We start from the raw sequence: 20,472 nt of genomic DNA on the forward strand, positions 1-20,472 counted from the left end.
AGAAGGTCATTTTTCCGCCTTTTGCGGAACTGTTCTTTGCCTAATGCGTTGATTTGTATGGATTTCTTTGTGGCCTTTTAATCCGTTGGTCACAAGTTCGAATCTTGTACGTCCTACCACCAAAGGCCTATTCAGATATAAAAAGCTCGCTATGGATTCCATAGCGAGCTTTTTTGTTTTGTGCTTCCGGCGGCGGGGGCTTGGTGCGGCTAACCCCAAAAGGTAGTTAGCCAGTCACATGAACGGACTGCAAGGCGCCTGGCTTGCAAGATGGGTGCGCGCGCCGCTCAAGAATTTTCCGCAGGGCCGGGCGAAAACAGGTCCCAGCTGGCGATGAATAGCGCTGCGATGACCGGTCCGATCACGAAGCCGGTGAGTCCGAACAGCGCCATGCCGCCCAGGGTGGAGATGAGCACGATGTAGTCCGGCATCTTGGTGTCCTTGCCCACCAGAATTGGCCGCAGAATGTTGTCGACCAGGCCGATGACCCCCACGCCAAAGGCGATGAGGACGGTGCCTTGCCACACCGAGCCGGTGGCCAGAAAGTAAATGGCCACGGGCATCCAGATCAGGCCCGCGCCGACCGCGGGCAACAGCGACAAAAAGGCCATCAGCACTCCCCACAGCACGGGGCCCTGGATGCCCAGAATCCAGAAGATGAGGCCGCCCAGCGCCCCCTGGGAGGCGGCGACGACGATGTTGCCCTTGACCGTGGCGCGGATGACGGTGGTGAACTTGCTGACCAGTTGGCGCTTGTGTTCTGCATCCAGGGGGGTGGCCCGGCCGATGCGCACGGCGAGGTCGGCGCCGTCGCGCAGCAGGAAGAACAGCAGGTACAGCATGATGCCGAAGCTGACCAGGAACTCCAGCGTGTTCTGCCCGATGTTCAGTGCCTGGGTGGCCACGATCTGGCTGGCCTGTACGGCGACGGACGACAGCTTTTGTTGCAGCTCGGCCACGGAGGTCAGGTTCAGCCGCTCCAGAAGGTTGGTGGCCCAGCCGGGCAGGGCGGCCATGACCTGCTGGAAGTACAGTCCGAAATTCAGCTGGCCCGAGCGCATCCGTTCGTAGGCGACGGTGGCTTCCTGCACCAGGGAGACCGCGATGGCCGTCATGGGCAGGATGACCACGACCAGGCACAAGCCCAGCGTGCACAGTGCCGCGAGATTGCGCCGCCCGGGCATGCTCCGCAGCAGTTTGCGGTGCAGGGGGGTGAACAGAATGGCCAGCACGACGCCCCAGAAGACGGCCCCATGGAACTGCCAGAGGATGGCGCCAAAGGCGACCGTGACCAGGGCCAGCAGCAGCAGGAAGACTTTGTTCTGGGGGGTAGGCTGTGTCATGGGGACAGGCAGTGTTGCAGTAGCCCGCACTGTACGCGAGCCGCGCCCGTCTTTGCGGCGTGCGTCGCGCTGCCTTCCGGTCCGGGAGGGCGCGAACCCGTTCCCGTTGGGTGGTTGGCCGATCAGTGGCACAATGACGCCCGCAACCCCAGGCCCTTCCCCAGCCACAGTCGCATCCGCCAATCGGTTCAGCCGTGTCGCGGAAGGTTTCTCAACCAGCTAATGCTTTCCCAAGGAAAGCGGAGGTCAGCGGAATATGAGCGATACGACGTCCGTCTATCAAGCCTACCAAGGCAACACCTACCTCTTCGGCGGCAATGCGCCGTATGTCGAAGAGATGTATGAAAACTACCTGGCCAACCCGGGCAGCGTGCCAGACAACTGGCGCGAATACTTTGACGCACTTCAACACGTGCCGGCTGTGGACGGCTCGAACGCCAAAGACGTTCCCCACCTGCCCGTCATCAACGCATTTGCCGAGCGCGCCAAGCAGGGCGGCACCAAGGTTGTCGTGGCCAGCGGCGCCGACTCCGAACTGGGCCGCAAGCGCACGGCCGTCCAGCAACTGATTGCCGCCTACCGCAATGTGGGCCAGCGCTGGGCCGATCTGGATCCCCTCAAGCGCACCGAGCGCCCCGCGATTCCCGAGCTGGAGCCTTCTTTCTACGGCTTCACCGACGCCGACCAGGAAACCGTGTTCAACACCAGCAACACGTTCTTCGGCAAAGAGAGCATGACGCTGCGCGAGCTGATCAACGCGCTGCGCGAAACCTACTGCAGCTCCATCGGCGCCGAGTACATGTATGCCACCGAGCAGAACCAGAAGCGCTGGTGGCAGCAAAAGCTCGAAGCGATCCGCAGCAAGCCCAATTTCGGTGCCGAGAAGAAAAAGCACATCCTGGACCGCCTAACGGCCGCCGAAGGCCTGGAGCGCTTCCTGCACACCAAGTACGTCGGCCAGAAGCGCTTCTCCCTGGAAGGGGGCGAGAGTTTCATCGCCGCCATGGACGAGCTGATCCAGTCTGCTGGCGCCAAGGGCGTGCAGGAAATCGTGATCGGCATGGCCCACCGCGGCCGCCTGAACGTGCTGGTGAACTCCCTGGGCAAGATGCCCAAGGATTTGTTTGCCGAGTTCGACCACACCGCGCCGGAAGACCTGCCCTCGGGCGACGTGAAGTACCACCAGGGCTTCAGCTCTGACGTGACGACCCCTGGCGGCCCGGTGCACCTGTCGCTGGCGTTCAATCCCTCCCACCTCGAAATCGTGAACCCCGTGGTGGAAGGCTCCGTGCGTGCCCGCATGGACCGCCGCGCTGATCCCCACGGCAAGCAGGTGCTGCCGGTGCTGGTGCACGGCGACGCGGCCTTTGCCGGCCAGGGCGTGAACCAGGAGACGCTGGCGCTGGCCCAGACCCGTGGGTATTCCACGGGCGGCACGGTGCACATCATCATCAACAACCAGATCGGCTTCACCACGTCCGATCCGCGCGATGCACGCTCCACGCTGTATTGCACCGACATCGTGAAGATGGTCGAGTCGCCGGTGCTGCACGTGAACGGCGACGATCCGGAGGCCGTGGTGCTGGCTACCCAGCTGGCGCTGGAGTTCCGCATGGAGTTTCGCAAGGACGTGGTGGTGGACATCATCTGCTTCCGCAAGCTGGGTCACAACGAGCAGGACACTCCCGCGCTCACGCAGCCGCTGATGTACAAGAAGATCGGCCAGCATCCCGGCACGCGCAAACTGTATGCCGACAAGCTGGCAGCGCAAGGCCTGGGCGAGTCGCTGGGCGACGACATGGTCAAGGCCTACCGCGCCGCCATGGATGCGGGCAAGCACACGGTCGATCCGGTGCTGACCAACTTCAAGAGCAAGTACGCCGTGGACTGGAGCCCGTTCCTGGGCAAGAAGTGGACGGACGCTGGCGACACCGCCATCCCCCTGGCCGAGTGGAAGCGCCTGGCCGAGAAGATCACGACGATCCCCGAAAGCGTGACGCCGCACCAGCTGGTCAAGAAGGTGTACGACGACCGCGCCGCCATGGGCCGCGGCGAAATCCCCGTGGACTGGGGCATGGGCGAGCACATGGCGTTTGCCTCGCTGGTGGCCAGCGGCTACCCGGTGCGCCTGTCGGGTGAAGACTGCGGCCGCGGCACGTTCACGCACCGCCACGCCGTGATCCACGACCAGAAGCGCGAGAAGTGGGACACCGGCACCTATGTGCCGCTGCAGAACGTGGCCGAGAACCAGGCTCCGTTCGTCGTGATCGACTCCATCCTGTCCGAAGAGGCGGTGCTGGGCTTTGAATACGGCTATGCGTCCAACGACCCCAACACCCTGGTGATCTGGGAAGCCCAGTTCGGCGACTTCGCCAACGGCGCCCAGGTGGTGATCGACCAGTTCATCGCCTCGGGCGAAGTGAAGTGGGGCCGTGTCAATGGCATCACGCTGATGCTGCCGCACGGCTATGAAGGCCAGGGCCCCGAGCACAGCTCGGCCCGCCTGGAGCGCTTCATGCAGCTGGCTGCGGATGCCAACATGCAGATCGTGCAGCCCACCACGGCCAGCCAGATCTTCCATGTGCTGCGCCGCCAGATGGTGCGCGACCTGCGCAAGCCGCTGATCATCATGACGCCCAAGTCGCTGCTGCGCAACAAGGACGCCACCTCGCCGCTGTCCGAGTTCACGAAGGGCGGCTTCCAGACGGTGATCCCCGAGCAGGACGAAGCCATTGTGAAGAAGGCCGCCAAGGTCAAGCGCGTGATCGCCTGCTCCGGCAAGGTGTACTACGACCTCGTGAAGAAGCGCACCGAGCGCGAAGACGACGACGTGGCCATCATTCGCGTGGAGCAGCTGTATCCGTTCCCGCACAAGGCTTTTGCGGCCGAACTCAAGAAGTTCCCCAACGCCACCGACATCGTGTGGTGCCAGGACGAACCGCAGAACCAGGGCGCCTGGTTCTTCATCCAGCACAACATCCACGAGAACATGCTCGATGGCCAGAAGCTGGGTTATGCCGGCCGTGCCGCGTCTGCATCGCCTGCCGTGGGTTATGCCCACCTGCACCAGGAGCAGCAAAAGGCGCTCGTGGATGCCGCGTTTGCCAAGCTCAAGGGTTTTGTCCTGACCAAGTAAGGCCAGCACCCCTACCGAACACAGAACAGAACCCTACTGAAAGAATTCAAAATGGCTATCGTAGAAGTCAAAGTCCCCCAGCTGTCCGAATCCGTGGCCGAAGCCACCATGCTCACCTGGAAGAAAAAGGCCGGTGAAGCCGTGGCCGTGGACGAGATCCTGATCGAAATCGAGACCGACAAGGTCGTGCTGGAAGTGCCTGCGCCCGCGGCCGGCGTGCTGGCAGAAATCGTGCAGGGCGACGGCGCCACCGTGGTGGCGGACCAGCTCATCGCCAAGATCGACACCGAAGGCAAGGCCGGCGCGGCTGCGCCCGCCGCAGCAGCACCGGCTGCGGCCCCCGCTGCGGCCGCGCCTGCTGCTGCAGCAGCGCCTGCAGCCGCGGGCGGCTCCAAGGGCGATGTGGCCATGCCGGCCGCTGCCAAGCTGCTGGCCGAGAACAACCTGTCCGCATCGGCCGTGGCCGGCTCGGGCAAGGACGGCCGAGTGACCAAGGGCGATGTGCTGGCCGCCGTGGCCGGTGGCGCCGCCAAGGCCGCCGTGGCCCCCAGCGTGATCCCCACGGGTGTGCCCACCAAGGCACTGCCCCAGGTGGCAGCCCCTGCAGGCAAGGAAGACCTGAGCGGCCGCCCCGAGCAACGCGTGCCCATGAGCCGCCTGCGCGCCCGCGTGGCCGAGCGCCTGCTGCAGTCGCAAGCCACCAACGCCATCCTGACCACGTTCAACGAAGTGAACATGGCGCCCGTGATGGACCTGCGCAAGAAGTTCCAGGACAGCTTCACCAAGGAACACGGCACCAAGCTGGGCTTCATGTCCTTCTTCGTGAAGGCTGCCGTGCACGCCCTCAAGAAGTACCCCGTGCTGAACGCCTCGGTGGACGGCAACGACATCGTCTACCACGGCTACTTCGACATCGGCATCGCCGTGGGCTCGCCCCGCGGCCTGGTGGTGCCCATCCTGCGCAATGCGGACCAGATGAGCTTCGCCGACATCGAAAAGAAGATTGCCGAGTTCGGCAAGAAGGCGGCCGAAGGCAAGCTGGGCATTGAGGAAATGACCGGCGGCACGTTCTCGATCTCCAACGGCGGCACGTTCGGCTCCATGCTGTCCACGCCCATCATCAACCCGCCGCAGTCGGCCATCCTGGGCGTGCACGCCACCAAGGACCGCGCGGTGGTGGAGAACGGCCAGATCGTCATCCGCCCGATGAACTACCTGGCCATGTCGTACGACCACCGCATCATCGACGGCCGCGAAGCCGTGCTGGGCCTGGTGGCCATGAAGGACGCGCTGGAAGACCCGTCGCGCCTGCTTTTCGACATCTGATCCCCTGACTGCATCGACCCACCCGCGTGGCCCGGCCTATGGTCCTGCCCGCCGGTGGGTCTTTCTCCAACAGACTGAACGAGATTTCCCATGAGCAAACAATTTGATGTGATCGTCATCGGCGGGGGGCCCGGTGGCTACATTGCCGCCATCCGTGCCGCCCAACTGGGCAAGAACGTCGCCTGCATCGACGAGTGGAAGAACGACAAGGGTGGCCCCGCGCCAGGCGGCACCTGCACCAACGTGGGTTGCATTCCCTCCAAGGCGCTGCTGCAGTCGTCCGAGCATTTCGAGCACGCCAACAAGCATTTCGCGGACCACGGCATCACTGCCACGGGCGTGAAGATGGACGTGGCGAAGATGATCGCCCGCAAGGACTCCGTCGTGAAGCAGAACAACGACGGCATCCTGTACCTGTTCAAGAAAAACAAGGTCAGCTTCTTCCATGGCCGCGGTTCCTTCGTGAAGGCGGTGGAAGGGGGCTACGAGATCAAGGTGTCGGGCGCCGCCGAAGAGACGCTGACGGGCCAGCAGATCATCGTGGCCACCGGCTCCAACGCCCGTGCGCTGCCCGGCGTGCCCTTCGATGAAGAGAACATCCTGTCCAACGACGGCGCGCTGCGCATCGGCGCCGTGCCCAAGAAGCTGGCGCTGATCGGGTCCGGCGTGATCGGCCTGGAAATGGGCTCCGTCTGGCGCCGCCTGGGCGCGGACGTCACCATCCTGGAAGGTCTGCCGACCTTCCTGGGCGCGGTGGACGAGCAGATCGCCAAGGAAGCCAAGAAGGCGTTTGACAAGCAGGGCCTGAAGGTCGAGCTGGGCGTGAAGGTCGGCGAGATCAAGTCCGGCAAGAAGGGCGTGTCCATCGCCTACACCAACGCCAAGGGCGAAGCCCAGGCGCTGGAAGCCGACAAGCTCATCGTCTCCATCGGCCGCGTGCCCAACACCATCGGCCTGAACACCGAAGCCGTGGGCCTGCAGCTCGACGAGCGTGGTGCCATCGTGGTGGACGGCGACTGCAAGACCAACCTGCCCGGCGTGTGGGCGGTGGGCGACGTGGTGCGCGGCCCGATGCTTGCGCACAAGGCCGAGGAAGAGGGCGTGGCCGTGGCCGAGCGCATTGCCGGCCAGCACGGCCATGTCAACTTCAACACCATCCCCTGGGTCATCTACACCAGCCCCGAGATCGCGTGGGTGGGCCGCACCGAGCAGCAGCTCAAGGCCGATGGCGTGAAGTACAAGGCCGGCACGTTCCCGTTCCTCGCCAACGGCCGCGCGCGCGCCCTGGGCGACACGACGGGCATGGTGAAGTTCCTGGCCGATGCCGCCACCGACGAAATCCTGGGCGTGCACATCGTGGGCCCGATGGCCTCCGAGCTGATTTCCGAAGCCGTGGTGGCCATGGAGTTCAAAGCCAGCGCCGAAGACATCGCGCGCATCTGCCATGCGCACCCGAGCCTGAGCGAGGCCACCAAGGAAGCCGCCCTGGCGGTGGACAAGCGCACCCTCAACTTCTGATGGTTTGAGGTAAAAATGGCTGCTCGCGCTTTCTGGATAAGCGCGATCAGCTATTGTTTTTATAGCATTGTGGGTGAAGCGCGGTGAACGTCAGACAGGCATATGAAGCAGAGCTGCAGGCCAAGGGGTTTCGCAGCGACCCCGCCCAGCTGCGCGCGGTCGATGCGCTGGAGCGCTGCGCCAACGAATGGGCTGCGTACAAGCACAGCCGTTCCAATGCGCTCAAGAAGCTCATCAACCGCCCGGACGTGCCGCGCGGCGTCTACATGTACGGCGGGGTGGGGCGGGGCAAGAGCTTCCTCATGGAGTGCTTCTTCAACGCCGTGCCGCTGCGGCGCAAGGTGCGCCTGCATTTCCACGAATTCATGCGCGAGGTGCACCGCGAGCTGGCGATCCTGCAAGGCACGGTGAACCCGCTGGATGTGCTGGGGGCTCGCATTGCCAAGCGCTACAAGCTCATCTGCTTCGATGAGTTCCACGTGGCCGATATCACCGACGCCATGATCCTGCACCGGCTGCTGGCGGCGCTGTTCGACAACGGCGTGGGATTCGTGACCACTTCCAACTTCAAGCCCGACGACCTGTACCCGGGCGGCCTGCACCGCGACCGCATCCTGCCGGCCATTGCGCTGCTGAACGAACGGCTGGAAGTCATCAATGTCGACAACGGCACCGACTACCGCCGCCGCACGCTGGAGCATGTGAAGCTCTACCACACGCCGCTGGGCCCCGAGGCAGACGCCGAAATGAACCGCGCCTTCGACCAGCTGGCCGAGGTGCATGACGAAGACCCGGTGCTGCACATCGAACAGCGCGAAATCCGTGCGCGGCGCAAGGCCGGCGGGGTGGTGTGGTTCGACTTCCGGACGCTGTGCGGCGGTCCGCGGTCGCAGAACGACTACCTGGAGATCGCGACCCAGTTCCACACGGTGCTGCTGTCCGACGTGCCGTACATGCCGGTGAGCATGGCGTCGCCGGCGCGGCGGTTCACCTGGCTGGTGGACGTGCTCTACGACCGCCGCGTGAAGCTGATTCTGTCCGCGGCCGTACCGCCCGAACAGCTGTACACCGAGGGCCCGCTGGCGCACGAGTTCCCGCGTACCATCTCGCGGCTCAACGAAATGCAGTCCAAGGAGTTCCTGTCGCTGGAACGCCGGACTGTCGATACAGGACTGACATGACCTCGTACCACCGCCTGGGAGCCTGCTGCCTTGCCATGGCGGCGTGCGTGTTGGGGCCGGCGCCGTGGGCGCAGGCGCAGCAGCAGCAAACGGAGTCCCCAACGCAGCCGGCGGCGGACGCCGCCCCGTCCGGAACGCCGGGTGCGGACCGCTCCGACGCGCCGCGCGGCAAGGCGGAGCACGAGCGCATCCGCCATGAACGCGAGGCATTGCGCGCGAAGCAGCTGCAGGACGAGGCGGCTTGCTACCAGCGCTTTGCCGTGGAGGACTGCCTGCGCAAGGTGCGCGCCGGCGTGCGCGATGCCGAGCTGCGCTTGCGTGCCCGCGAGCTCGAACTCAACGACGCGGAGCGCAAGGAAAAGGCGGCCGAGCGCCGCAAGGCCATTGAAGAGAAGCAGCAACAGGCCGTTCCGCCGTCAGGCGCAGCATCGGCGGACGGAACAACGCCGCCCGCAGTGCTGCGCAACGGTGGCCGGGCTGCGCCGCCGCAGGCGCCCACCGCCACGGATGCTGCCCAGCGGGACCGGGAGGCCGCCCAGCGGGCCCAGGAGCAGCGCGCCCGGGTGCAGAACCAGGCCCGCGAAGCAGCCGCCCGCACGGCCGCGACCAACGAGCGCGCCGCGCAGGCGCGCGAGCAGCACGAGCGGGCGTTGAAGGCCGCCCAGGAGCGCCGCGAACGCGTGGAAAAATCGCGCGCGGAGTCGGCAGCCCGGGGGCATGTGCCCGCGGCACCGCTACCGCCGGCGTCGGCGGCGCCCTGAGGCCCTCCGCCCTGGCGGGCGCCGCGGGATCTTGGTTGTTGGTTGTTGGCCGGCTGTGGTGGCGCGGCGGCTCCGTGCCGGCTGCCGCGCGGTCTGCGGCGCCGCCGACCCCGTGCTGCGCAGACTCAGCCGCGGTCCGCGTCCGCCGCGATCAGGCGGGCCACCTTTTTCTCTTCCACCAGCGCCTCGATCTTCACGATCACCAGCGACAGGTTGTCGCCGCCCCCCCGGGCGCGGGTGCGGGCCTTCTCGACGAGAAACTCGGTGGCCTCGCGGGGAGACAGGGCGTCCACCACCGAGCCCAGCTCGGTCGGGGAGAAGTAGTGCCACACGCCGTCGCTGCACGCCATCAGCACATCGCCGGGCTGCAGCTGCGGGATCACGTGGGTGGTGATGGGGGGATCGCTCTCGGTGCCCAGGCACCCCACCAGGATGTTGGAGTGCGGGTGGTTGTTGGCTTCCGCCTCCGTGAGCTCCCCGCGGTCCACCAGCGCCTGCACGTAGGAGTGGTCGCTGGTGCGGAACACCATCCGGGCGCCCTGGAAGTGGTAGATGCGCGAATCCCCGGCGTGCACCCAGTGGCAGTCGCCGCGCGGATTGATGAGGAAGGCCGCGATCGTGCTGTGAGGCTCCTGCTCCGCGGAAATGGCGGTCAGGCGGATGACGATGTGGGCTTCTTCCACCATGCTCTTGAGCATGGTGACGGGGTCGTCGGCGTCGGGCGAGTACCGCTCGAACAGCTGGCGTGCGGTCATCATGACCTGGTCGGATGCCTTGCGGCCGCCGCTGCGGCCCCCCATGCCGTCCGCCACAACGCCCAGCACGCAGCCGTTGTAGCGCGGGTGCGAGATCAAGGCCACCTGGTCTTGCTGGTACTCCCGGTCTCCCTTGTGGATGCCGGTGGACGCGATGAGGCGAAACGCTTTGGTCATGCTGTTGATTGTGGGGCGGGCGCCCGCCAACGGAGCGCGCGCAAAGGGCCAAGCCTTTATTATCCGCTGGCCTGTCGGCTTTTTGCCATTTCATCGCCCCTGCCTTGACCTTCTCCCCTTGTCCATCCTTATCTGGCCGGCCTGAAATGCACCACCGGCCGGGCCGGCGCAGTGCCGAGACGCGGTCGGTTGCCGGCTTTGCGCCGCAAGGGGCGGCCTGATGTCCCAGATGCGCCCGATGTCCCTGGTGGCCATGGTGCAGGAGGCGTTTGCGCCCGGCGGCGTGCTGGCGCGGGCGGACGCGCATTTCCAGCCCCGCGCCGGGCAGACGGAGATGGCCGAGGCGGTGGCACGGACCATCGAGGCGGGCGGCGTGCTGGTCGTGGAAGCGGGCACGGGCGTGGGCAAGACGTTTTCCTACCTGGTGCCGGCGCTGCTGAGCGGGGAGCGGGTGCTGCTGTCGACGGCCACCAAGGCCTTGCAGGACCAGCTGTTTGCGCGCGACCTGCCGCGCCTGGTGCAGACCTTGGGCGTGCCGGTGCGCACGGCCCTGCTCAAGGGCCGGGGCAGCTACCTGTGCCTGTACCGCCTGGAGCGGGCGCGCCACGCGGAAGGCGGCACGGAACCCGGCGTGGCCCGCGTGCTGGCCAAGGTGGAGCAATGGGTGCAGGGCACCCGTTCGGGGGATCTGGCCGAGCTGCCCGGGCTGGACGAACGCTCGCCGGTCATCCCGCTGGTGACCTCCACCCGTGAAAACTGCCTGGGGGCCCAGTGCCCGCGCTTCGGGGAATGCCATGTGCACCTGGCGCGGCGGGAGGCGCTGGCGGCGGACATCGTGGTCGTCAACCACCACCTCTTCTTTGCCGATCTGGCCGTGCGCGAATCGGGCATGGCCGAACTGCTGCCCACCGTGCGCGTGGTGGTGTTTGACGAAGCGCACCAGATCAATGAAACCGGCGTGCAGTTTCTGGGGATGGCGTTGTCCACGGGGCAGCTGGCGGACTTCGGCCGCGACCTGCTCGCCAGCGGCTTGCAGCAGGCCCGCGGCCTGGCGGACTGGACAGGCCTGGCGGCCGGGGTGGACCTGGCGGCCAAAGACCTGCGGCTGGCGGCCGGAGCCATGCGAAGCGGATCGCGCCTGCGCTGGAGCAGCGAGGCGCCGGAGGGCCTGGAGCCGCAAGCCTGGAGCGCGGCGCTGCGCAGGACGGGGCTGGCCGTCGCCCAGGCTCAGGAGGCGCTCGACACGGTCAGCGAGATCGCGCCCGACTTCGTGCGCCTGTACGAACGCGCCGGCGAACTGCTGGCGCGCCTGGCCCGGTTTGCCGGACCCGGCCGCCCCGACGCGGTGCGCTGGCTGGAGGTCGGCATGCAACTGCGCCTGGCGGAGTCGCCGCTGGACATTGCGGAGGCCCTGCGCACACGGCTGCTGCAGGCGCCGGACGCGCCGGCCGACGCTGACGGGTGGCCCGAACACCCCCCGGCTGGGCAGACCCCGGGCCGGGCCTGGGTGTTCACTTCGGCCACCCTGGGCCATGACGAGCGCCTGACCTGGTTCACCCAGCGGGCCGGGCTCACGGATGCGCAGATCCTGCGCGTGGCCAGTCCGTTTGACTATCCGTCCCAGGCCGCGCTGTACGTGCCCCGCCACCTGCCGTCGCCGGCGGACCCGTCGCACAGTGCGGTGCTGGCGCAGTGGGTGGGGGAGGCCGCGCTGCAGCTGGGTGGGCGTACCCTCGTGCTGACCACGACGCTCAAGGCGCTGCGCACCCTGGGCGACCTGCTGAAGGAGCGCCTGGCAGTGCCGGGCCTGCTGGACGTGCTGGTGCAGGGCGAGTGGCCCAAGCGCCACCTCATGGAGCGCTTTCGCGAGGGGGCCGGGCAGGGCGGCCGCGGGTGCGTGCTGGTGGCGTCCGCCACCTTCTGGGAGGGGTTCGATGTGCCGGGCGACGCGCTGCAGCTGCTGGTGATCGACAAGCTGCCGTTTCCGCCGCCCGGCGATCCGCTGGTGGAAGCGCGCACGCAGCAGATCGAGCAGTCCGGCGGCAGCGCCTTCAGGGACTACGCCTTGCCGGAAGCCGCCGTGGCGCTCAAGCAGGGCGCGGGGCGCTTGATACGGCGCGAGACCGACCAGGGCGTTCTGGTGGTGGGGGACGTCCGGCTGGTGAGCATGGGGTACGGAAAACGCCTGCTGGCGGCACTGCCCCCCATGCGGCGCCTGGAGTCCGAAGCGGACTTCCAGGCGGCTCTTCAGGCACTTACCAGAACTTCCACCACGGATCCGACTTCTCCTTGAAGCCGCCGTGCAGGTAGGCACTCTGGGGGTAGGACGCGTCCATGACGCGGCGCGCGTCGTCGCGCAGCTGGGTCATGCCCAGCGCGTCGTAGGACTGGATCAGGATATACAGCGCTTCTTCCAGCGCGGGCACGCCCTGGTAGTCGGCCAACGCCACCTGCGCGCGGCTGATGGCCGCGACATAGGCGCCGCGCTGGTAGTAGTACCGGGCCACGTGCACTTCGTACTGCGCCAGGGAATTGACGATGTACGTCATGCGCTGGCGGGAATCCTGCGCATAGCGCGAGTCCGGGAAGCGGGTGACGAGTTCGCTGAAGGATTCAAACGAATCCTTGGCGGCCTTCTGGTCGCGTTCGGAGAGGTCCTGGCGCGAGATGAAGGAGAAGAGCCCCAGGTTGTCGTTGAAGTTCACCAAGCCCTTCAGGTACAGCGCGTAGTCCAGGGCGGGGCTGGCCGGATGCAGCTTCATGAAGCGGTCCAGCGTTGCGATGGCCTGGGCCTTTTCGCCGCCCTTGTATTGCGCGTAGGCCTTGTCGAGCTGAGCCTGCTGCGCCAGCGGCGTGCCCGCGGCACGCCCTTCCAGCTTTTCCAGCAGCGGCACCGCCTTGTCGTAGGCACCGCTGTTGAGTTCGTCCTTGGCCTCCGAATGGATACGGTTGGGGCTCCAGTTGGCCGTTTTGTCTTCGGTGGTGCCGGCGCAGCCAGCCAGCAGACCGGCCGCCAGCAGGGCGGAAACGAGGGGCAATGATGGGGCACGCAGCATCGCAGGCAGCTTTCAGCAAAAAGGGGAAACAGGAGTGCTAGATGACTCCGCACCTGTTCGAAGGCCTGTGCAACATTGCACTGCAGGCTTCCGGGCGCGAAAGGGCATTGTAGCGGCGGCCTTCGGCTGCCAGCAGGGTGCCGGGGAAGCGCCTGACGGCGGCCGGCGGCGCCGGGGTTTCTACAATGCCTGGCATGTTTGTTCACCTGCGCCTGCACACCGAATTTTCCGTCGTTGACGGTACCACCCGCATCGACGAGGTCGCCAAGGCGGCCGCCAAGGACGGGCAGCCCGCCCTGGCCATCACCGATCTCAACAACCTGTTTGGCGCCATCAAGTTCTACAAGGAAGCGCGGGGCAAGGGCGTCAAGCCGATCCTCGGCGCGGAAATCTACCTCGAGCCCGAGGAAGCCGGCGGCGCGCCGTCGCGCCTGGCGCTGCTGGTGCAGAACCGGCAGGGCTACCTCAACCTTTCGGAGCTGCTCGCGCGCGCCTGGACGCGCAACATCGTCAAGAACCTGGCGCTGTGCACCTGGGCGTGGCTGCAGGAGCTGTCCGAGGGGCTGATCGTGCTGGCCGGGGCCCAGGCCGGGCCGGTGGGGCAGGCCCTGCTCAAGGGCGACGAGGCCGGCGCCGCAGCGCTGGCCCTGCGCCTGGCGGGCATGTTCCCTCACCGTTTTTACATCGAATTGCAGCGAGCGGGACGTGCGGAAGACGAAAGCCACGTGGTGGCGGCCACCCAGCTGGCGGCGCGTCTGGCCCTGCCGGTGGTGGCCACCCACCCGGTGCAGTTTGCCACCGCCGACGACTACGAGGCCCACGAGGCGCGCGTGTGCATTGCCGAGGGCGAGATCCTGGCCAACCCGCGCCGCGTGCGCAAATTCACCCGCGACCAGTATTTCAAGTCGTCGGCCGAAATGCAGGCCCTGTTTGCCGATGTGCCGTCGGCCATCGAGAACACGGTGGAAATCGCGCAGCGCTGCAATCTGACGCTGGTGCTGGGCAAGCCGCGGCTGCCCGACTTCCCGACGCCCAACGGCATGCCCATCGAAGAGTATTTCCGGCTGGCGTCCTTTGAGGGGCTGGAGGAGCGGCTGGCGCACCTGTTCCCGGACACGGCGGAGCGCGACAAGCAGCGGCCCCGCTATGTGGAGCGGCTGGAATTCGAGCTGGGCACCATCCTGAAGATGGGGTTCCCCGGCTACTTTCTCATCGTGGGTGACTTCATCCAGTGGGCCAAGACCCACGGCTGCCCGGTGGGGCCGGGCCGGGGCTCCGGCGCCGGCTCGCTGGTGGCGTACGCGCTGAAGATCACCGACCTGGACCCACTGCAATACAACCTGCTGTTCGAGCGCTTCCTGAACCCCGAGCGGGTTTCCATGCCCGACTTCGACATCGACTTCTGCCAGAGCAACCGCGACCGCGTGATCGACTATGTGAAGGAGAAGTACGGCAAGAACGCCGTGAGCCAGATCGCCACCTTCGGCACCATGGCGGCGAAAGCCGCGATCCGCGACGTGGGCCGCGTCATGGACATGAGCTACACCTTCTGCGACGGAATCTCCAAGCTGGTGCCGGGCAAGCCCGGCATGTCGTACACGCTGGCCTATCCGCCCGAGGTGAAGAAAGAGGGCGACAAGAACAACTACGCGCTGGAGCTGGAGCCCATGCTCTACGAGCGCGTGCAGAAGGAAGAAGACGTCAAGACCATCATCGAGATGGCGCAAAAGCTCGAAGGCATGACGCGCAACATCGGCATGCACGCCGGGGGCGTGCTGATTGCGCCGGGCAAGCTTACCGACTTCTGCCCGCTGTACCAGCAGCCTGGCAGCGAGTCGGCCGTGAGCCAGTACGACAAGGACGACGTGGAGGCCATCGGCCTGGTGAAGTTCGACTTTCTGGGGCTGGCCACGCTCACCATCCTGGAGATTGCGCGCGAGTTCATCATGAAGCGCCACAAGGGCCAGGAGAACTTCGCCTTCGAGAACATTCCGCTGGACGATGGGCCCACCTACCGGCTGTTCTCCGAGGGCAAGACCGAAGCCGTGTTCCAGTTTGAAAGCCGCGGCATGCAGGGCATGCTGAAAGAGGCGCGCCCGAGCCGGCTGGAAGACCTGATCGCCCTGAACGCGCTGTACCGGCCGGGCCCGATGGACCTGATTCCCAGCTTCGTGAACCGCAAGCACGGCAAGGAGGAGGTGATCTACCCGCACCCGCTGGTGGAGCCGGTGCTCTCGGAGACCTACGGCATCATGGTCTACCAGGAGCAGGTGATGCAGACCGCGCAGGTGCTGGGCGGCTACAGCCTGGGCGGCGCCGACATGCTGCGCCGGGCCATGGGCAAGAAGAAGGCCGAGGAAATGGCCGAGCACCGTGCCATCTTCCGCAAGGGGGCGGCCGAGAAAGGCATCAGCCAGGAGAAGGCCGACGAGGTGTTCGACCTGATGGAGAAGTTCGCGGGCTACGGCTTCAACAAGTCGCACGCGGCAGCCTACTCGCTCCTGGCGTACCACACCGGTTGGCTCAAGGTGCACTACACCGCCGAGTTCTACTGCGCGAACATGACGGTGGAAATGGACGACACCGACAAGCTCAAGGTGCTGTACGAAGACGCCGTGAAGAATTTCGGCATGACCTTCGAGCCGCCGGACATCAACCGCGGCAACTACCGCTTCGAGCCAGTGACGGACAAGGTGATCCGCTACGGATTGGGCGCCGTCAAGGGCACCGGGCAACAGGCCATCGAAGCCATGGTAGCGGCGCGCGAGGGGCGGGGCGAGGGGCCCCAGGGCTCCACCAAGGGGCCGTTCAAGAGCCTGTTCGACTTCTGCGTGCGCGTGGACAAGGCCCGCATGAACAAGCGCACCGTGGAAGCCCTGATCAAGGCGGGGGCCTTCGACTCCATCCACCTCAACCGGGCTGCGCTGGTGGCGTCCATCGACCGCGCGTTCGATTTTGCCGCGGCCACGCTGGCCAATGTGAACCAGGGCGGGCTGTTCGACATGATGGGCGAGGACGCCCATGGCTCCAGCACGCAGGAGCCCGACCTGGTGGACGTGCTCCCGTGGGGGATCAAGGAACGGCTCACCCAGGAGAAGACGGCCATCGGGTTCTACCTGTCCGGCCACCTGTTCGATGAGGTGGCGACCGAGGTGCGGCGTTTCGTGCGCACCTCCATCGATGAACTGCTCGACAGCCGCGAGCCGCAGGTGCTTGCCGGCATCGTCAGCGACTTCCGGGTGATCAACGGCCAGCGGGGCAAGCTCGGACTGTTCCGCCTGGACGACAAGTCCGGGGTGATCGAAGCGTCCGCGGACGAGGCGTTGCTCAACTCCTACCGCAACCAGCTCAAGGAGGACGAGTTCATCGTGGTGCTGGGCCGGCTGCAGATGGACCATTTCAGCGGCGGGCTCCGGGTCAAGGTGCAGCAGGTGTGGGACCTGGCCGGGGCGCGCTGCCGTTTCGGCAAATACCTGCACATCGCCGTCCAGGACAAGGGCCCGGACGTGCAGCGGCTGGTCAAGGAATTCCCGCCGCGCCGCGAGGAGGTGGCCGAGGGCGAACTGGTGCACGGTCTGCGGGTGCGCATGGGAGTGCGCTGCACGGCCGGCGACGCTGCGGCCGTGGCGGAACTGCAACTGGGCGAAAGCGCCCGTTTTTACCCCAGCGACGCAGCCCTGGCAGCCTGGACGGCCCAGGCGGGCAGCGGCTCGGCCACGGTGGTATACGAGTGATGCGGACCCTGGCGCGGGCGCCCATCCGCCGGCGCGGCAGGGCGGTGACTTGAATAAATGCGGATCGGCGCCAGTTTTCTCTCTCGGCAGCACGCTGCGCGGATCGCTAGAATGATTTTCATGGCAACAAAACCACCTTCGCCCCCCACCGCGCCGCCCGTGACCCGGCCCGCGCAGGATGACGGCGGTTCGGTCGTGCTCGAAAGGCGCACCCAGAGGACCCAGCCGCCGCAGATGTACCAGGTGGTCATGCTCAACGACGACTACACCCCCATGGAGTTCGTCATCGTGGTGCTGCAGGAGTTTTTCAGCAAGGACCGCGAAACCGCCACCCAGATCATGTTGAAGATCCACCTGGACGGCAAAGGCGTGTGCGGGGTGTATTCCCGCGACGTGGCCGCGACCAAGGTGGAGCAGGTGCTTGACGCCGCCGTCAAGGCGGGCCACCCACTGCAATGTGTCAGTGAGCCTGTTGAATAACAGGTCTTTGATCCCGATCTAGAGTTATCCCTTCCACGCAAGCACAAAGGAGTTCACATGATTGCCCAGGAACTGGAAGTCAGCTTGCACATGGCCTTTGTTGAGGCCCGTCAGCAGCGCCACGAGTTCATCACCGTGGAGCATCTGTTGCTTGCATTGCTCGATAACCCCAGCGCAGCGGAGGTGCTGCGCGCATGTTCGGCCAATATCGATGATCTGCGTTCATCGCTGTCGAACTTCATCAAGGACAACACCCCGCAGGTCGCTGGGACCGACGAGGTGGACACGCAACCCACGCTGGGCTTCCAGCGGGTGATCCAGCGCGCCATCATGCACGTGCAGTCCACGGGCAATGGCAAGAAGGAAGTGACCGGCGCCAACGTGCTGGTGGCCATCTTTGGCGAAAAGGATTCGCATGCCGTGTACTACCTGCACCAGCAGGGCGTCACGCGCCTGGACGTGGTCAACTTCATTGCCCACGGCATCAAGAAGGGCGAGCCGCCGGAGCCCGCCAAGGCCGACGGCCAGGCGGAAGGCGAAGAGGGTGGCGGTGGCGGCGAGCGCAGCGAAAAGGCGTCGCCGCTGGAGCAGTTCACCCAGAACCTGAACCAGGCCGCCAAGGACGGCAAGATCGACCCGCTCATCGGCCGCCACTACGAGGTCGAGCGCACGATCCAGATCCTGTGCCGCCGCCGCAAGAACAACCCGCTGCTGGTGGGCGAGGCCGGCGTGGGCAAGACCGCGATTGCCGAGGGCCTGGCCTGGCGCATCACCCAGAACGACGTGCCCGAGATCCTGGCCGAGGCCACGGTGTACTCGCTGGACATGGGCGCGCTGCTGGCGGGTACCAAGTACCGCGGCGATTTCGAGCAGCGGCTCAAGGGCGTGCTCAAGTCGCTCAAGGACAAGCCCAACGCCATCCTGTTCATCGACGAGATCCACACGCTGATCGGCGCAGGCGCCGCATCGGGCGGCACGCTGGACGCGTCCAACCTGCTCAAGCCGGCGCTCTCCAGCGGCCAGCTCAAGTGCATTGGCGCGACCACGTTCACGGAATACCGTGGCATCTTCGAAAAGGACGCGGCCCTGTCGCGCCGTTTCCAGAAGGTGGACGTGGTCGAGCCCAGCGTGGCCGAGACGGTGGACATCCTCAAGGGCCTCAAGAGCCGCTTCGAGGAGCACCACAGCGTGAAGTACGCCGCGGCCGCCCTGCAGGCAGCCGCCGAGCTGAGCGCCAAGTACATCAACGACCGCCACCTGCCCGACAAGGCCATCGACGTGATCGACGAAGCGGGTGCTGCGCAGCGCATCCTGGTGCCCAGCAAGCGCAAGAAGACCATCGGCAAGGCCGAGATCGAGGAGATCGTGGCCAAGATCGCGCGCATTCCGCCCGCGAACGTGTCCAACGACGACCGCGGCAAGCTGCAGACGCTGGAGCGTGATCTGAAGAGCGTGGTGTTCGGCCAGGACAAGGCGCTGGAGGTGCTGGCGTCGGCCGTCAAGATGGCGCGTTCCGGCCTGGGCAAGGGAGACAAGCCTATCGGCTCGTTCCTGTTCAGCGGCCCCACGGGCGTGGGCAAGACCGAGGCGGCCAAGCAGCTGGCGTTCATCCTGGGCATCGAGCTGATCCGCTTCGACATGTCCGAGTACATGGAGCGCCACGCCGTGAGCCGCCTGATCGGCGCGCCCCCGGGCTACGTGGGCTTTGACCAGGGGGGCCTCCTGACCGAGGCGATCACCAAGAAGCCGCACGCGGTGCTGCTGCTCGACGAAATCGAGAAGGCCCACCCGGACATCTTCAACGTGCTGCTGCAGGTGATGGACCACGGCACGCTGACGGACAACAACGGGCGCAAGGCCGACTTCCGCAACGTCATCATCATCATGACGACGAACGCGGGCGCCGAGACCATGAACAAGGCCACGATCGGCTTCACCAACCCGCGGCAGGCGGGCGACGAGATGGGCGACATCAAGCGCCTGTTCACGCCCGAGTTCCGCAACCGGTTGGACGCCATCGTCAACTTCAAGGCGCTGGACGAGCAGATCATCCTGCGCGTGGTGGACAAGTTCCTGCTGCAGCTGGAGACGCAACTGGCCGAGAAGAAGGTGGAAGTCACCTTCACCGACACGCTGCGCAAGCACCTGGCGAAGAAGGGCTTCGATCCGCTGATGGGCGCGCGCCCGATGCAGCGCCTGATCCAGGACACCATCCGCCGTGCGCTGGCCGACGAGCTGCTGTTCGGCCGCCTGACCGAGGGTGGCCGCCTGACGGTGGACATCGAGGTGAAGAAGGATGACAAGGGGGTGGAAACGCCCGAGGTGCTGCTGGACATCCAGCCCCTGCCGAAGAAGGACCGGGCCGCCAAGTCCGAGCCGGCAGAGCCGGAAGAAGCGACGGCGGATTGAGCCTGCCGGCGGGCATAGCCCGCTGGGGCCCTAGTCCCAAAAGCCAGCCATCGTTTGATGGCTGGCTTTTTTTTGCGCAGGCCGGCCCGCGCGGGTCCGCCACCAGGGGAATGCTGCTGGGGTGTCAGCCAACACCCCGAGTGCGAGCCGGAGTGCTGCGCGATAGGCCCTGCGGCGAAGGCTCAACTTGTGGCAAAAGCAGCTTTGAAAGGCCACTGGGCCTGTTTGGCGGTGTGCAAGCTGGTATGTTTCCGGCACCAGGCCACGCGGGCGTTTGCGCTTGCCGTGGCCCATCCCTTCACTTCACTCCCAAGGAGCTTCTGCCATGATCACCGCCGACCCCACCATGACGAATCTGTTCCTGCAGCTGGGCCTGGATGCCAGCGAGCAGGGCATTGCGCAGTTCATCAAGAGCCACCAGTTGCCCACCGAAGTGGCGCTGGGGGACGCGCCCTACTGGTCTGACGCCCAGCGCACGTTCCTGGTCGAACAGCTCAAGGCCGATGCGCCTTGGGCGATGGTGGTGGACCAGTTCAGCGAAGCGCTGCACTCCGACGCCGAGCACGGCACCGCGCGGGGGTGAAAGGCGCCCGGCG

13 protein-coding genes are annotated in these 20,472 nt (G+C 66.0%); 10 read left to right on the plus strand and 3 right to left on the minus strand.

Annotated elements, in window-relative coordinates:
• Positions 1-287: 287 nt before the first annotated feature.
• Positions 288-1,343, minus strand: a complete 1,056-nt coding sequence (locus ACOYR3_RS11955; RefSeq protein WP_422842607.1) for an AI-2E family transporter — start codon at positions 1,341-1,343, stop codon at positions 288-290.
• Between the two features lie 256 nt (positions 1,344-1,599).
• Here ACOYR3_RS11955 and ACOYR3_RS11960 point away from each other — a divergent pair, with 256 nt between their 5' ends.
• The 5 genes from ACOYR3_RS11960 to ACOYR3_RS11980 all read left to right on the plus strand — a co-directional run bounded on the left by ACOYR3_RS11960 (position 1,600) and on the right by ACOYR3_RS11980 (position 9,265).
• Positions 1,600-4,479 carry a 2-oxoglutarate dehydrogenase E1 component gene (locus ACOYR3_RS11960; RefSeq protein WP_422842608.1) on the plus strand — a complete coding sequence of 960 codons (2,880 nt, stop codon included), beginning with the start codon at positions 1,600-1,602 and terminating at the stop codon, positions 4,477-4,479.
• Positions 4,480-4,530: 51 nt separating this feature from the next.
• On the plus strand, positions 4,531-5,805 hold the full coding sequence (gene odhB, locus ACOYR3_RS11965; RefSeq protein WP_422842609.1) for a 2-oxoglutarate dehydrogenase complex dihydrolipoyllysine-residue succinyltransferase: 1,275 nt from the start codon (positions 4,531-4,533) through the stop codon (positions 5,803-5,805).
• A gap of 90 nt (positions 5,806-5,895) precedes the next feature.
• The gene (lpdA, locus tag ACOYR3_RS11970; RefSeq protein ID WP_422842610.1) at positions 5,896-7,323 is read left to right on the plus strand and encodes a dihydrolipoyl dehydrogenase; all 1,428 of its coding nucleotides are present in this window, start codon (positions 5,896-5,898) and stop codon (positions 7,321-7,323) included.
• 83 nt (positions 7,324-7,406) lie between these two features.
• On the plus strand, positions 7,407-8,504 hold the full coding sequence (zapE, locus tag ACOYR3_RS11975; RefSeq protein WP_422842611.1) for a cell division protein ZapE: 1,098 nt from the start codon (positions 7,407-7,409) through the stop codon (positions 8,502-8,504).
• Complete coding sequence (locus ACOYR3_RS11980; protein WP_422842612.1) at positions 8,501-9,265, plus strand: hypothetical protein; 765 nt, start codon at positions 8,501-8,503, stop codon at positions 9,263-9,265. Before zapE ends, ACOYR3_RS11980 begins: the two co-directional genes overlap by 4 nt.
• 125 nt (positions 9,266-9,390) lie before the next feature.
• Here the strand turns inward: ACOYR3_RS11980 and ACOYR3_RS11985 are convergent, their stop codons facing one another.
• Entirely contained in the window at positions 9,391-10,197 is an 807-nt protein-coding gene (locus ACOYR3_RS11985; protein WP_291485935.1) for a PP2C family protein-serine/threonine phosphatase, read from the minus strand.
• 238 nt (positions 10,198-10,435) lie between these two features.
• On the opposite strand from ACOYR3_RS11985, the gene ACOYR3_RS11990 reads away from it, so the two are divergent.
• A complete protein-coding gene (locus tag ACOYR3_RS11990) occupies positions 10,436-12,490 on the plus strand; it encodes an ATP-dependent DNA helicase (protein WP_422846577.1) in 2,055 nt (684 codons plus the stop codon).
• Here ACOYR3_RS11990 and ACOYR3_RS11995 read toward each other — a convergent pair.
• Entirely contained in the window at positions 12,453-13,253 is an 801-nt protein-coding gene (locus ACOYR3_RS11995) for an outer membrane protein assembly factor BamD (protein WP_291485931.1), read from the minus strand. The two genes, ACOYR3_RS11990 and ACOYR3_RS11995, sit on opposite strands and share 38 nt — an antisense overlap.
• 194 nt (positions 13,254-13,447) lie before the next feature.
• Here ACOYR3_RS11995 and dnaE point away from each other — a divergent pair, with 194 nt between their 5' ends.
• From dnaE to ACOYR3_RS12015, 4 genes are all read left to right on the plus strand, one after another.
• Positions 13,448-16,987, plus strand: coding sequence for a DNA polymerase III subunit alpha (gene dnaE / locus ACOYR3_RS12000; protein ID WP_422842613.1), 3,540 nt, complete (start codon positions 13,448-13,450; stop codon positions 16,985-16,987).
• Positions 16,988-17,098: 111 nt separating this feature from the next.
• Complete coding sequence (gene clpS, locus ACOYR3_RS12005; protein WP_422842614.1) at positions 17,099-17,467, plus strand: ATP-dependent Clp protease adapter ClpS; 369 nt, start codon at positions 17,099-17,101, stop codon at positions 17,465-17,467.
• Between the two features lie 57 nt (positions 17,468-17,524).
• The gene (gene clpA / locus ACOYR3_RS12010; RefSeq protein WP_422842615.1) at positions 17,525-19,876 is read left to right on the plus strand and encodes an ATP-dependent Clp protease ATP-binding subunit ClpA; all 2,352 of its coding nucleotides are present in this window, start codon (positions 17,525-17,527) and stop codon (positions 19,874-19,876) included.
• A gap of 325 nt (positions 19,877-20,201) precedes the next feature.
• Positions 20,202-20,459: a DUF2789 domain-containing protein gene (locus tag ACOYR3_RS12015; protein ID WP_422842616.1), complete on the plus strand. Its 258-nt coding sequence runs from the start codon at positions 20,202-20,204 to the stop codon at positions 20,457-20,459.
• Positions 20,460-20,472 lie beyond the last annotated feature (13 nt).

This window comes from Acidovorax sp. M2(2025), from assembly GCF_049330835.1.
GTDB lineage: Bacteria > Pseudomonadota > Gammaproteobacteria > Burkholderiales > Burkholderiaceae_C > Acidovorax.

Coding starts and splice junctions, on each gene's coding strand:
- ACOYR3_RS11955 (WP_422842607.1), bottom strand. CDS start 1,343: ATGACACAGCCTACCCCCCAGAACAAAGTCTTCCTGCTGCTGCTGGCC.
- ACOYR3_RS11960 (WP_422842608.1), top strand. CDS start 1,600: ATGAGCGATACGACGTCCGTCTATCAAGCCTACCAAGGCAACACCTAC.
- odhB (WP_422842609.1), top strand. CDS start 4,531: ATGGCTATCGTAGAAGTCAAAGTCCCCCAGCTGTCCGAATCCGTGGCC.
- lpdA (WP_422842610.1), top strand. CDS start 5,896: ATGAGCAAACAATTTGATGTGATCGTCATCGGCGGGGGGCCCGGTGGC.
- ACOYR3_RS11980 (WP_422842612.1), top strand. CDS start 8,501: ATGACCTCGTACCACCGCCTGGGAGCCTGCTGCCTTGCCATGGCGGCG.
- ACOYR3_RS11985 (WP_291485935.1), bottom strand. CDS start 10,197: ATGACCAAAGCGTTTCGCCTCATCGCGTCCACCGGCATCCACAAGGGA.
- ACOYR3_RS11990 (WP_422846577.1), top strand. CDS start 10,436: ATGTCCCTGGTGGCCATGGTGCAGGAGGCGTTTGCGCCCGGCGGCGTG.
- ACOYR3_RS11995 (WP_291485931.1), bottom strand. CDS start 13,253: ATGCTGCGTGCCCCATCATTGCCCCTCGTTTCCGCCCTGCTGGCGGCC.
- dnaE (WP_422842613.1), top strand. CDS start 13,448: ATGTTTGTTCACCTGCGCCTGCACACCGAATTTTCCGTCGTTGACGGT.
- clpS (WP_422842614.1), top strand. CDS start 17,099: ATGATTTTCATGGCAACAAAACCACCTTCGCCCCCCACCGCGCCGCCC.
- clpA (WP_422842615.1), top strand. CDS start 17,525: ATGATTGCCCAGGAACTGGAAGTCAGCTTGCACATGGCCTTTGTTGAG.
- ACOYR3_RS12015 (WP_422842616.1), top strand. CDS start 20,202: ATGATCACCGCCGACCCCACCATGACGAATCTGTTCCTGCAGCTGGGC.